Annotated in this window: 10 protein-coding genes; 7 read left to right on the top strand and 3 right to left on the bottom strand. The window is 63.2% G+C overall.

Annotation, left to right across the window (positions count from 1 at the left end; all coding sequences use genetic code 11):
* Window positions 1-8 precede the first annotated feature (8 nt).
* The 7 genes from WDO72_02905 to asnB all read left to right on the top strand — a co-directional run bounded on the left by WDO72_02905 (window position 9) and on the right by asnB (window position 8,531).
* Window positions 9-650 (top strand): acyltransferase, encoded by a 642-nt coding sequence (locus tag WDO72_02905; protein MEJ0084610.1) that lies wholly within the window; start codon window positions 9-11, stop codon window positions 648-650.
* 272 nt (window positions 651-922) lie between these two features.
* The gene (locus WDO72_02900; protein ID MEJ0084609.1) at window positions 923-2,092 is read left to right on the top strand and encodes a glycosyltransferase; all 1,170 of its coding nucleotides are present in this window, start codon (window positions 923-925) and stop codon (window positions 2,090-2,092) included.
* 4 nt (window positions 2,093-2,096) lie between these two features.
* On the top strand, window positions 2,097-3,179 hold the full coding sequence (locus WDO72_02895) for a Gfo/Idh/MocA family oxidoreductase (GenBank protein MEJ0084608.1): 1,083 nt from the start codon (window positions 2,097-2,099) through the stop codon (window positions 3,177-3,179).
* Window positions 3,176-4,300, top strand: coding sequence for an NAD(P)-dependent oxidoreductase (locus WDO72_02890; GenBank protein ID MEJ0084607.1), 1,125 nt, complete (start codon window positions 3,176-3,178; stop codon window positions 4,298-4,300). The genes WDO72_02895 and WDO72_02890 overlap by 4 nt, the downstream gene beginning before the upstream one ends.
* Window positions 4,297-5,466 carry a glycosyltransferase gene (locus WDO72_02885; GenBank protein ID MEJ0084606.1) on the top strand — a complete coding sequence of 390 codons (1,170 nt, stop codon included), beginning with the start codon at window positions 4,297-4,299 and terminating at the stop codon, window positions 5,464-5,466. The genes WDO72_02890 and WDO72_02885 overlap by 4 nt, the downstream gene beginning before the upstream one ends.
* Window positions 5,467-5,471: 5 nt before the next feature.
* A complete protein-coding gene (locus WDO72_02880; GenBank protein ID MEJ0084605.1) occupies window positions 5,472-6,593 on the top strand; it encodes a glycosyltransferase in 1,122 nt (373 codons plus the stop codon).
* 15 nt (window positions 6,594-6,608) lie between these two features.
* On the top strand, window positions 6,609-8,531 hold the full coding sequence (gene asnB, locus WDO72_02875) for an asparagine synthase (glutamine-hydrolyzing) (GenBank protein MEJ0084604.1): 1,923 nt from the start codon (window positions 6,609-6,611) through the stop codon (window positions 8,529-8,531).
* Here the strand turns inward: asnB and WDO72_02870 are convergent.
* From WDO72_02870 to WDO72_02860, 3 genes are all read right to left on the bottom strand, one after another.
* Window positions 8,518-9,603 (bottom strand): acyltransferase, encoded by a 1,086-nt coding sequence (locus WDO72_02870; GenBank protein MEJ0084603.1) that lies wholly within the window; start codon window positions 9,601-9,603, stop codon window positions 8,518-8,520. The two genes, asnB and WDO72_02870, sit on opposite strands and share 14 nt — an antisense overlap.
* Window positions 9,600-10,967 carry a putative O-glycosylation ligase, exosortase A system-associated gene (locus WDO72_02865; protein ID MEJ0084602.1) on the bottom strand — a complete coding sequence of 456 codons (1,368 nt, stop codon included), beginning with the start codon at window positions 10,965-10,967 and terminating at the stop codon, window positions 9,600-9,602. The genes WDO72_02870 and WDO72_02865 overlap by 4 nt, the downstream gene beginning before the upstream one ends.
* A gap of 490 nt (window positions 10,968-11,457) precedes the next feature.
* Window positions 11,458-12,756, bottom strand: a complete 1,299-nt coding sequence (locus WDO72_02860; GenBank protein MEJ0084601.1) for a hypothetical protein — start codon at window positions 12,754-12,756, stop codon at window positions 11,458-11,460.
* Between the last annotated feature and the right edge of the window lie 265 nt (window positions 12,757-13,021).

Below are 13,021 nucleotides of genomic sequence, written 5' to 3'. Positions count from 1 at the left end.
GAACGAACATGGCCGCGAACGCCGACGAAACCAGCGTCCCCCAGAACGAGAGCAACCCCAAGCCCGCCGGCGGCCTCCTGCGCCGTGCCGTGAAGGCCGCGGTGTTCGCGCTGGCCGCGCTGGTCGTCTCGCCGCTCATCCTCATCACCTGGCTCGAATCGGTGCTCACGCGCGGTGAGGCCGTGTTCCTGACCTGCGCCCAACTACTCGCACCGATGCCCGGGCCACCCGGCGTGAAGCTGCGCGGCGCGTTCTACTGGGCGACGCTCGCGGACTGCAGCTGGGAAACGTCCATCGGCTTCGGCTCGGTGTTCACGCATCGCGGCGCCGTTCTGGCGGCCAATGTGTCGATGGGTTCCTACTGCGTGATCGGCCATGCAAACCTCGGCAGCGGCGTGATGATGGGCAGTCGCGTGAGCATCCCGAGCGGCAAGCGCCAGCATTTCGGCGAATCGGGCGGCATCGTGGCCGAGGCGCGTTATGACACCGTCACGATCGGCGCCGGTTGCTGGATCGGCGAGGCCGCCGTGATCCTGGCCGACGTGGGTGAAGGCTCCATCGTGTCGGCCGGGGCCGTGATCGTGAAGGCGATGGCGGGGCGCAGCGTGATCGGCGGCAACCCCGCACAGGTCCTTCGATCGCTTGCCTGAGGGCGCGAAAACGCGCCCCACGCGCGGGTTCCGGCGCGGCTCCCGCAACGCGCTCCCGCGCCGTCTGCCGGTCCGGCTGAAACCGTGAATCCCTCACGCAAGTCACGGAAATTTCAAGTTTTTTATGTGAACTTTTGCAGCCTGACTGGGGCCAGTTCACGAATCCGCGCATGCCCGCCCGTAAAGGGATGGCGCGCGCACGCCAGAACCGGCATTTATGCGGGCTTGTGGAAGCAGGGCACCAGCGTCCGGATGCCCGCAGGGAGTCTTACTTGGCCCGGGATGAGTTGGGATCGCCGCGCAGCGACCGGCGACTGGTGGTGTTTGCCGATGATTGGGGCCGCCATCCGTCCAGCTGTCAGCACCTGGTGCGCGAGCTGCTCGGGTCCTGCGACGTGGCCTGGATCAATACGATCGGCACCCGCGGTCTGTCCTTCGATGTCGAACTCATGCGCAGGGGCGCTCAGAAACTGATGCAGTGGGGGTCGCGTCCAGCGAAGGAATCGCAGCAACCTGCAGGTGTTGCCGCGCCCGTGGTGCACAACCCGCGCATGTATCCGGGCTTCCGCTCGCCATGGCAGCGCCGGTTGAACGCGCGCCTGCTGTCGAACTACCTGAAAACCAAGGTGGCCGGTCTGGAACACGCGGTTGTCCTGAGTGCCTTGCCGATCACCGCGGATCTGCCGGCAAGCGTCGAAGCGAAACGCTGGGTCTATTATTGCGTGGACGATTTTTCCGCCTGGCCGGGGCTCGACTCCGCGCCGCTGCAGGCGATGGAGCAGGATTTCGTGACGCGCGCGGATCGCATCGTCACGGCGGGCGACAATCTCTCCGCGCGTATCGCAAAGATGGGCCGGGAATCCCAGGTGGTGACACACGGCATCGACCTGCGCACCTGGACGGGCACGGGCGGCACGGCGAAGTTGCTCGCGGATCTGCCGCGGCCGATCGTGCTGTATTGGGGACTCGTCGACCGGCGCATGGATGTCGACGCGCTCGCGGCGCTCGACCGGCGCATGACCGCGGGCAGCATCGCGATCGTCGGGCCGCAACAGGATCCCGATCCGCGGCTGACGAAGCTGCCGCGCGTGCGTTTGCTGGGCTCGGCCGAATACGCGGATCTGCCGGCGCTGGCGCGCGAAGCGGCGGTGCTCGCGATGCCGTACGCGGACCTGCCGGTGACGCGCGCGATGCAGCCGCTCAAGCTCAAGGAATACCTCGCGACCGACCGGCCGGTGGTCGTGACCCGCCTGCCCGCGGTGGCGGGCTGGGAAGATTGCATGGATGTCGCCGACGGCGCGGAGCAGTTCGCGTCGCAGGTGCTGGCGCGCCTCGGCACGCCGCTGCCGCGCGCACAAGCCGATGCGCGCGCGCGCATCGCGAACGAAGGGTGGGATGCGAAGGCCGCGCGGTTCGCCGAAATTCTTTTTGGAGACAAGTGATCGTATGAGTGTCCGGACCATAGTCGTGGGTTGCGGCGCGGTGGCGCAGCGGTTGTATCGCAAGCCGCTGGCGCAATTGGCCAAGCAGAAGCTGATCGAAGTCGTCGGCCTGGTCGATCCGGCCGCCGGGCATGCGGCCGCGATGTTGCCGGCCTTCGCCGGCGCGCGGCATTTCACGACGCTCGAGGAGGCTTGCCGCGCAGCGCAGCCTCAGCTCACGCTCGTGCTCACGCCGCCGCACCTGCATTGCGCGCAGACCGAGATGGCCTTCGCGCACGGCAGTCACGTGTTGTGCGAAAAACCGATGGCGAGCTCGACCGCCGAATGCCAACGCATGCTCGAGTCGGCGCGGGCCGCCAACAAGATCCTCGCCATCGGCATGATCCGCCGCTATTTCCCCGCCTTCGCGAAGCTGCGCGAACTGGTGCGCACGAACGCGCTCGGCAACCTGCAGTCGTTCGAATACCGCGAAGGCCACAAGTTCGAGTGGGCCGTGACGACGCCGGCCGCGTTCAAGCCGCGCGCCAAGGGCGGCGCGGGGGTGTTGTTCGACATCGGTACGCACGCGCTCGATTTCCTGCAGTCCGTGTTCGGCGAATTGTCCGCGCAGGAATACGCGGACGACGTGGCGGGTGGCGTCGAAACGAATGTCGCGATGCGCCTCGAGTCGGCCGACTGCGGCGGCACGCTCAATCTTTCCTGGGATGTGCCGCTCGTCAACGAGCTGCGCGTCATCGGCTCGTCAGCCGAGGCGGTGCTGCGCATCGACCGATTCGACCAGCTCGCGGTCGGGCGACGCGGCGCGTTCGTGCCCCAAACCGTTGATATCTCCTTCCCGGCGGATCTCGACAAGACTTCTCCGAGGCGCATCGTGCCGCTCAGCTACGCCGATGCGATCCTGTGCCAAGTCGTGCAGATGCTGCGCGCCATCGAACTTGGCGAACAGCCCGCGGTCGACGGCGCCAGTGGAGCCGCCTGCATCCGGCTCATCGAGCAGGCGCTGTCGAAGGCCGCGCCGCTGCCGGAGCCGTGGCTGACGCCGCGTGAACGAGCCGCCGCGGCGCAGCTGCACGGGAGCGCGCGATGAACACCATCGCCATCGTGGGTGCCGGCGGGTTCGTCGGCACGAGTCTCATCGAGTCGCTGGTATTGAGCGGCAACACGGATTTCCGCGCCGTCATCCGCAGCTATCGCAACATGGCCGGGTTCTGCCGCTTCGGGGACGCGGTGGATGTCCGCATCGCCGACGCGACGCGCGAAGCTGCGCTCGTGAAGGCTTTCACGGGCGCCGCCGTGGTCGTCAATGTGACGACGGGGCCGCCGGCCGGCATCGTCGCCTCGACCGAGGCTATCTACAACGCCTGCCGCACGGCCGGTGTGCCGCGTTTCGTGCACCTGAGTTCGGCCGTGGTGTACGGCGACGTCGAAAAACCCATCGACGACGATGCGCCGCCGCTCGACAAACTCTGGATGCCGTACGCGCGCGCCAAGGCCGAATCCGAGCGCTGGCTGCGCGCGCAGAAACATACGAATCTCGAAGTCGTCGTGCTGCGCCCCGGCATCGTCTGGGGCGTGCGTTCGCCGCACACGCAGGGCTTCGCGCGCTCACTCGCGCGCAAATCGAGTTTCCTCGTCGACGGCGGCAAACACGTCTTCAACGGCGTCTACATCGCGAACCTCGTGGCGATGATCCGCGCCGCGTGTGATGCGAAGGGCGCCGTCGCCGGTTTCTACAACGCCGGTGACGCGGAGCGCGTCACCTGGCGCGAGTTCTACGACGCGCTCGGCGGTGCGCTCGGATGCGATCCCGCGCGGCTGCCGGTAATCAGCGGCGAGAAGTTTCCGTGGTCGACCGGCGCCTATATCGATGCGGTCCAGTCGCTGGGCCCCGTCAATGCGCTCTATCACAAGCTCAAGGTGCACATTCCGGACGGCCTCAAGGCTGCGATTCGCGCGCGCCTCGAAGGTGCGTACAGCTTCGACCGGCACGCGACCGCGTACGCGACGCAGGTGGGCGTCGACCGCGAGTTGTGGCACCTGCAGCGCGTCGGCCACAAACTGCCGGTGAAGAAGTTCGCCGACACTTTCCAGTTCACGACGCCGGTGAGTTTCCCCGAAGCCATCCGGCGCACCACGGCGTGGATCGAGACCCTCGGTCTCGCCGAACGTCCGTCTACCGTCGAATTCAGCAAGGCAAGCAACGCATGAGCGAGCAAAAGAAGATCAACGTTCTCGATGTCCGCAGTTGCCGCGGTGGCGGCGGCGGTCCGGAGAAGACCATCCTGTTCTCCGCGATGGAGACGGATCACGAACATTTCAACATGTCGGTCGCGTACCTCAAGAGCAAGGACGATCCGGAGTTCGACCTGCACGAGCGTGCGCAGAAGCTCGGGGTCAAATCCTTCTTCACGATCGACGAGACGTCGAAGTTCGACATCGGCGCGATCCGCAAGCTGCTCAAATTGTGCCGCGACCAGAAGATCGACATCTTCCACGCGCATTGCTACAAGTCGGACCTCTATGGCCTGATCGTCTCGCGATACCACAAGATGAAGCTGGTCACGACCGCGCACGGTCCGCTCGCGAGTTTCAAATTCTTCTGGGCGTCGAAGAACTGGCGCGTGCGTTACCTGTACGACCAGCTCGATCTGCGGCTGCTCAAGCGTTACGACCTCGTGTTGATGGTGTCGGACACGATGCGCGACATCATCAGCAAATACGGTGTCGATCCGAAGAAAATGATGTGGATCCGCAATGCCATCGACTCGAAGTATTTCCGCCGCACGGGCAGCGAAGATGCGCAGTTCCGCGCGCAGCTCGGCATCCCGCCTGGCGCGACCGTCGTCGGCGCGGTCGGCCGTCTCAACGGCGAGAAGGATTATCCGAACCTGTTGCGCGCCGCGCAGATCCTGTTGCGGAAGCAGCCCGACCTGTATTTCGTCATCGCGGGCAAGGGCGAGCTCGAAGCGGAGCTCAAGCAACTGGCGGTGGAACTCGAGGTCGACAAACGCGTGATCTTCATGGGCCACTTCCACGACGTGCGCAAGGTGTTCTCGTTGATGGACCTGTACGTGTTGTCGTCGACGCGCGAAGGGTTGCCGAACACCGTGCTCGAAGCGATGGCGATGGAAGTGCCGATCGTGTCGACCGACGTGGACGGCGTGAAGGAAGCGGTGACCGATCAGAAGGAAGCCTTGCTGGTTCCGGCGCAGGATTCGGTGGCGCTGGCCGCGGGCATCGATCGCATGCTGAACGACAAGACCCTGCGCGAACGTCTCGCGCGGCAGGCGCGCACGACGGTCGAAACGGATTTCAGCTTCGCGCATCGCACCCGCACCATCGAGAACCTGTACCGCAAGCTCATGAGCGCCTGAGCGCAATGTCGCAAGCGATCACCTATGTCGTGAATGCGTTGAACCCCGGCGGCACGGAGCGGCTGGTGGTCGACATGAGCCGCGTGTTTGCGCGCGAGTTCGACCTTTCGGTGATCTGCCTCGACGAGCCGGGTTCGTGGGGACAGGCGCTACGCGCCGAAGGTATTCCCGTGCACTGCGTGTGGCGGCGGCCGGGCATGGACCTGTCGATGCCGCGCAAACTCGCGAAGCTGTTCCGGGCCGCAGGTACGCGCCTCGTGCATGCGCACCAGTGCACCCCGTGGTTTTATTCGGCGCTGGCCCGGCTGGGCTACGGCGCGCCGCGGCTGCTGCTCGAGGAGCACGGGCGCTTCTATCCCGAAGTCCGCAACCGGAAACGCGCAGTGGTGAATCGCGCCATGATCCGTCCGCTGACGCACCGGTTCGTCGCCGTGTCGGAAGACGTGCGGCAACGGCTCGAAGTCTACGAAGGGCTCGATGCCGCGCGGATCCGCGTGATCTACAACGGCGTCACGCCGCCGGTCGAACTCGGCGCGGAAGTCCGCGCCGAACTGCGCGCGACTTTCGGCATCGCGCCAGATGAGTTCGTCGTCGGTACCGTCGGCCGTTTCGACTCGATCAAGAATCTGCCGATGCTGGTCCGCAGCCTCGCGACCGTCATGCAGCGGGATACTCGCGTGCGCGGCCTGCTGGTCGGCGACGGGCCCGAGATGGCACGCATCCGCGCCCTGGTGGCCGAGCTTGCGCTGGGGGCGCGAATGACGCTCACCGGCTATCGGGACGACGCGCGTCAGCTCGCGCAGTGCATGGACCTATTCGTGCTGTCGAGTTTCAGCGAGGGCACTTCGATGGCGTTGCTGGAGGCCATGTCCGCGGGAGTGCCGGTGGCGGTGACCGCGGTCGGTGGCAATCCCGAGATCGTCACCGCGGGTGAGACCGGATGGGTCGTGCCTTCCGATGACGCCGCGGCACTCGCTGGCGCGATCCACGAGGCCGCCCGTGACGAGACCTTGCGGCAGCGGCATGCCGCAGCCGGCCGACGCCGCTTCCACGAGCGTTTCCTGTTTTCGCGCATGCTCGATCATTACCGCGACCTGTATCGCGAAATGCTCGCGCAGCCAGTCTGAGAGCATCAACAACCCATGTGTGGAATAGCAGGATTCGTCGACTTCGCAGGCCACGCGCAAGAGGCGGCCCGCGCGCGCATCGAGCGCATGACCACCATCATTCAGCACCGCGGGCCTGACGGCGCCGGTTTCTTCGTCGACGGTCACGCGGCGCTGGGCCACCGCCGGCTTGCGATCATCGACGTGGCTGCCGGCCAGCAGCCGATCGGCGTCGCGCAGGACCAGGTGCAAATCGTCTTCAACGGCGAGATCTATAACTACCTCGAGCTGCGCCGCGAGCTCGAAGCGCGCGGTCACCAGTTCCGCACACATTCGGATACCGAGGTCATCGTCGTCGGGTATCTCGAGTGGGGCGCAGAGTGCATCGGGCAGTTGAATGGCATGTTCGCGCTCGCGATCTGGGATGCGCGCACGCAGACGTTGCTGCTGGGCCGCGATCGCGTCGGCAAAAAGCCGCTTTACTACTACCGCAAGGGCTCGTACATCGCGTTCGCCTCCGAGTTGAAGGCCCTCCGCGCCGGCGGCGGCATGCCGGATGAAACCGACCCAGAAGCGCTCGATTGTTATTTCTCGTTCGGCTACATCCCGGCGCCGAAGACTATCTACAAGGCCGTGAAGAAACTGCGGGCGGCACGGCACCTGACGGTCAGCGCCTCCGCCGAACGGGAGCACCAGTACTGGAAGCTCGCGATCGGCGAGCCGCGGTCCATGACGCTTGCCGCGGCGACCGATGAGTTCGAGGCTTTGCTGGATGAGGCGGTGCGCTGCCGGCTCATGAGCGAAGTGCCGCTCGGCGCGTTCCTGTCGGGCGGCCTCGACTCGTCGCTCGTGGTGTCATCGATGGCGAAGATCTCGGGCCGCCAGGTCGTGACGAACTCCATCGGCTTCGACGATCGCGAGTTCAACGAGTTGTCGACCGCCGGCGAGATCGCGCGGCACCTGAAGACCGACCATCACGAATTCGTGGTGCAGCCGAACGCCACCGAGGTCCTCGAGAAGATCTCCTGGCATTTCGACGAGCCGCTGGCCGACTCGAGCGCCATCCCGACCTGGTATGTGTGCGAGATGGCGCGCCGCAACGTCACGGTGGCGTTGTCCGGCGACGGCGGCGACGAGAGTTTCGGCGGCTACACCTTCCGCTACGTGCCGCACATGTTCGAGTCGCGCGTACGGAGTGTATTGCCTGCCGTGCTGCGCGGCCCGCTGTTCGGTGCGCTTGGCGCGGTATGGCCCGGGTCGGCGCGCCTGCCGCAGCCGCTGCGGCTCAAGACCATTTTCGAGAACCTCAGCGTTTCGGACGCCGAGGCTTACTACCGCGATCTGGTGTGGCTGCGCAGCGATGCGCGCAGCGCGTTGTATGCGCCGGAGTTCGCGAGGTCTCTCAAGGGTTTTACGCCGATGGAAGTGGTGCTGCCGTTCTACACCGGCAGCGACGCGCGTACGCCGCTCGCCCGCAGCCAGAACGCGGACATCCAATTCTACATGACCGACGACGTGCTGGTGAAGGCCGACCGCATGAGCATGGCCCACTCGCTCGAAGTGCGTTGCCCGTTGCTCGACTACCGGCTCATCGAGTTCGGTGTACGGCTGCCGGATAAGCTCAAGGTGCGCGGCCGCGCGGGCAAACTTCCGCTGCGCGAACTGGCCGCGCGCCGGTTGCCCGAAGAAGTGCGCAACAAGCCGAAACAGGGTTTCTCGATCCCCGCGGCGAAGTGGCTGCGCGGCGATCTGCGGCCGATGGCCGAATCATTGCTGTTCGATTCGTCACGGCCGTTCGGCGGCGTGCTCGACGACAAGGTAGTGCGAACCATGTGGCAGGAGCACCAGGGTGCGGCGCGCGACCACAGCGTGTTCCTGTGGGGACTCATGATGTTGTCATTGTGGAAGCGGACGAGCGGCGCCGAAAGCCCGAGCCGGAGCCCAACTAGTCCAACGTAGCCGCAGCGGAGGTTCGTTTGCCCGTGAGCAGGTCGTAGACACGGCGGCGTGAGGGTTTCTCGACCAGGCGGTACGTCAGCGTCGAGAACACAAGACTGGTCATCAGATAGCCGCCGATGAGCCACCAGCTCGCGACCGCCTGACCGGCCGGTACGAATACCCGGAAGAAGACCTCGGCGATCAGCAGGTGTGTGAGGTACACCGAGTAGGAAATGTCCCCGAGGAAGACCAGAGCCTTGAGCTCGAGAAAGCGGTGAACAAAGCTGCGGAACCCCAGCATGCCGTACAGCAACGCGGCAAACATCGCGGGCACATACCAGTAGTTCGGGATCGGCGACACAGCCAGAGCAACGTACACAGCAAGAGCCGCCAGCGTGAAAATGCAGAACAGGCGCGCGGTGGCGCCGCGGGTGTGGCGGTACAGCAGGTAGACGCCAACGCCTAGCGCGAACTCGATCAGGCAGCGGAACAACCCGAGTTGGCCGATGCATTGGCCGAGCGTGGGACAACCGCGGCTCTGGTAGTTGAACGCCAGCAACAGGGCTGCTCCACCTAGGATGACCGGCACGGCATGTTTGTGCAGCCGTTGAAATCCGAACATCACCAGTGGAAAAAATAGGTACGCCAGTAGTTCGGCGCTGATCGTCCAGGACGGCACGTTCCAGCTCTTCCAGCTGATCTGGTCGAACGTCCACAGGTCGATCAGTAGGAATTTGCAGAAGTACTGGTATGCGCCGAACTGATTCGGATCGATCTCGCGACCAGTGACGTACAAGGTCAGTGGGACCGACAGGTAGACAATCATCACGAAGGCGTGCAACGGGAATACGCGCGCGACGCGTTTGGCGAGGAAGTCGGCGGCGTTGGGGCAGACCGCATCGCGAAAGTTATCGTGGTACTTGAACGCCATGATGAAGCCGCTTAGTACGAGGAAGAAATCAACCGCGAGATATCCATGACTCAACATCGGCGTGATCGCACGCGTGAATGCGCTGTCCATGAAGTACAGCTTTACGTGGAACAGGACCACGAGAAGCGCCGCGATGCCGCGCAGGGACGTCAGGTAGTTCATGACGCGGGAGAAGTCGCGGATCCGCGCGCCGACGCTCGCCGGATGGGCCGCGCCGGTTTGCCCGAGGCAGGCGCTTTGCTGTCCGGCGTGAAGGGCGCGGCCACACCGGAGAGTGCCACTACGAGGCCGTACATGTAGTACAGCCACGGATAGAACGCGACACCGATGAAAAGTCCGCCGACGCAGTACACCGCCGTCGACATGAACGCACACAGTCCGAATGCGCGCAGCCACGGTTCCCGGGTCTCGTCCTTCGAAATCCGCCGGCTCAACAGCAGGGTGTGACCCACGATGATGACGAACAGGACAAGTCCGACATATCCGTGTTCACCCAATACCTCGAAGAAGATGTTGTGGAAAGCCTTGCCGGATTTGTTCTCGATCACGACTTCACCTTCTTTCGCGTATTTGCCGAGTTTCCCCGCATTCGCGAAATAGGAATTGAAGCCACCGCCCGCCACCGGGTGTTCGTTGTTGACGTAGTCCAGTGTCCAGCGCCACACCGCGACTCGGCCCTGGGCAGAGGATTCCTGCTGTGTGTTCGTAATCGTGGTCATTCGCTCGATCCATGTCTGCGGCACGAACGGCGTCGCAAACAATGGCGCGGCAATGCACATAGCGATGATGGTGCCACGCGAGCGCGAGTAGCGCAGTGCGAGCAGAACCAAGGCCAGTAACGCGACCAAGCCGGTGCGCGCTTGAGTTCCGATCAGCAGCAGCACGCCGGAAACCGCGAGTCCGAATAGGATGAACTTGAGCGTGGGAATCTTCTTTGCCAGCAAGGAATGCTGTGCTGCGTAATAGAATAGCGGGATGGCCGCGATTGCTTGCGTCGCAAGCGTACTGCCTTCGTTCCACATTACGCCTTCGTTGTCGCTGACGAGGGAGACGCCGTATCCACCGCCACCGAATAGCGATTTGACTCCCGCGACAAAAAAGAAGAATCCCATCGTCGATATGACGGTCCACAGAAACAGTTCGAGATGTTCGCGCTTAGCAAGCACGAAGGGGATGAAGTACGCGAGCAAGATCGTCTTGAACGCTGCGTCCCACTTGAACCACGCCGCAGCTGGGAATTGCGATAAGAAAGTCGTCAGCGTGATCCACGCCATGAATGCGGCGACCATGAACACGTACAACATGTGTTTCGGCCAGCGCAGATCTCGAAAGTTGATGAGCATGCTGAGCGCAAAGAGCGCAGTCATGATCATGGAAATTGGGCGGTCGAACAGGAACGACTGGGAAAGCAGCTGCGGCTTGTAAAGGTCGGCCCAGATCACGCCGCTTAGGGCCACGTACGGTTGCCGAAGGCCCAACACTGCAAATAGGACGAGCAGTAAAAGAGCCAAGACGTCGGTAATCACTCCTGCGATCTCGTGCCTGGACGGCGGGCCGCAGGTCTCCGCGCCTTGGCGGGAAGTGCGTAGTACAGGACCGATATGAGGATCAGCCCTGCGTGCAAGAGCTTGGCAATATTGTCGATGGTCATTCGCGAACCGGACGGCCATCGCAAAAAGGCTAAGGTGACCGCGGCGGGAAGTATTGCACCCGCGTCACGACAGCGCACGCGCGAAAGGCGACAAATCGGGGAAATCGATACGCAGTTCCGCCGGAATTTCCGCTTGAGCGGGCCGGGCAGGCGACCTTTCAGAAGGCTTGGGCTGAAGAGGAATGTCGCGGTCTCACTACGCTACGGGACTAATGACGGCGACGTTCATCGATCGCTTTGCGCCAAGCGCCCACTTCGCAAGCCTCGATGAATCGAGAATTACGGTGCGCAATTTCGCCTGACAAAAAACTGCCGCCGGTTGGCAGCGCGCAACCGGCGGCGTGCGGGTGGGGGACGGTTAGAGGCTATTGCGCCGTGGTGTTCGTAGGCGGCAACGGTCTCGCTTGGGCTGCTCCGACCTTATATGTCACGATCACAGGCGTATTTCCGCCGCTCTGGGTATCAGCCTTGTACACGGAGAGATAGAGAGTACCAGTCGTCTCGTCATAGCTGCCGCCGGCGACCGGATTCCACGAAGTTCCCGAAGTGAACGGGACAGCGAATTTGCCAGCGGCATAGGGCTTGATTGCGCTGGCCTGCATCTGCCCTTTGCGTACTTTGTCAAAATCGTTGACGTCAAAGAGCCAGTAGTACGGGTAGTTGTCTTTCTGGTCGAGCGCGTAATAGCCCTTATAGCCGCCGTACGGTGGATCGCCATACGCGATTCCGCTTTCATGACCACCAGATCCGCCGAGCACCATGTAAGTCCGGGTGCCCGGCATGATCATGCCGAACGACCCTTCCGAGATGAAGGTCCAAAGCTTGTTTGTGTGATCGTTGTTGTACAGCTGATCGCGGGTGACCATACCGTTGTCCAACGTGAATCGCATTAGCTGGGTGGTGGAGATGCTGCTTGCATTGTTGGCCATTGCCGCAACCGGGTTGAACGAATAGGCTGCCGGCCCTTCGCTCGAGTTGTAAGCTAGCGCGCGGTTCGTGCTGGTAGTGAACCCACACATATGAGTGCCACCGAGCATGGACTGCATTTCAGCCGGAATCGGTGAAATCCAGCCAGCGGCCGCAGAGTCGCCCGCCGTGCTGATGTACCCACCGGTTGACGACCCCTTGAGATCCGACGCGTTCGAGAGTATCAGCGCCTGCTTTGTCAGGAAGGGCCCTAGGTCGTAAAAGCGGTAGACGTTCACGAGCAACTTTCCGGCGGAATAGAAAATGCCGCTGATGCGGATGCCCTGGCCCATGTCGATGGAGGCCTTGTTCACGACGTTGGTGAAAGCCTGTAGCGGAGCGCCGGCAGTCTTGAGGTCCGCCAGCCGCGTGCTGTTCACTATTTCCGGAACGGCGAATTCGGCGATTGCGCCTTCTTTCTCGTTGCCGGCCAGGTAGATCGACTTACGAGTCGAGTTGTAACCGATCGCCGCGTACGAGTAGTTAGCACTAGAGCTGCCATAGGTGCCCGATGGGATCCGGAACGCGCCGCTGTACTGCATCTGGTCGATCGTCATGCGCGGCAGCGCCGATTGTGCCTGCGCGAGCCCACCCGCTCCCAGCAACAGCCCGGCCATCACGAGCGCGGACCCGACTGGATTCATGCGAGTGCGGACTTCGGAGTGCCGGTGCGAGTTCTGATATTGGCGATACTGCATTTCGTTAGGTCCTTTTCCATGCTGTCCGGGGCAAGCCTTCGCCGGGGAACAGTCATCCATCCAATGTGAGTCTTACTTCCTGCAAGACGCCATGGCATCACGTGGTCGTGGCATGCTTGGCGAATGTCGTGCAGTTAATAGGATGTATCTGCATGGCGCAATTGTCTGTGTTAGCGAACAGTCCGTGATTCCTGCAAAATCATTGAAGGATTCTCGCAGTGCGGCCGCACTTGTGTGATGTCCGTCACACGGAGAAGGAAGATTT

It is taken from the genome of Pseudomonadota bacterium, from assembly GCA_037200975.1.
Lineage (GTDB): Bacteria > Pseudomonadota > Gammaproteobacteria > Steroidobacterales > Steroidobacteraceae > CADEED01.
Note: the sequence above shows the minus strand (reverse complement) of the source record. Positions and strands in the feature narration are given on the sequence as shown.

Bases quoted from the DNA above. Each gene is read 5' to 3' on its own strand.
- WDO72_02890 (MEJ0084607.1), top strand. From the start codon at position 3,176: ATGAACACCATCGCCATCGTGGGTGCCGGCGGGTTCGTCGGCACGAGT.
- WDO72_02880 (MEJ0084605.1), top strand. From the start codon at position 5,472: ATGTCGCAAGCGATCACCTATGTCGTGAATGCGTTGAACCCCGGCGGC.
- WDO72_02905 (MEJ0084610.1), top strand. From the start codon at position 9: ATGGCCGCGAACGCCGACGAAACCAGCGTCCCCCAGAACGAGAGCAAC.
- WDO72_02870 (MEJ0084603.1), bottom strand. From the start codon at position 9,603: ATGAACTACCTGACGTCCCTGCGCGGCATCGCGGCGCTTCTCGTGGTC.
- WDO72_02860 (MEJ0084601.1), bottom strand. From the start codon at position 12,756: ATGCAGTATCGCCAATATCAGAACTCGCACCGGCACTCCGAAGTCCGC.
- WDO72_02885 (MEJ0084606.1), top strand. From the start codon at position 4,297: ATGAGCGAGCAAAAGAAGATCAACGTTCTCGATGTCCGCAGTTGCCGC.
- WDO72_02895 (MEJ0084608.1), top strand. From the start codon at position 2,097: ATGAGTGTCCGGACCATAGTCGTGGGTTGCGGCGCGGTGGCGCAGCGG.
- asnB (MEJ0084604.1), top strand. From the start codon at position 6,609: ATGTGTGGAATAGCAGGATTCGTCGACTTCGCAGGCCACGCGCAAGAG.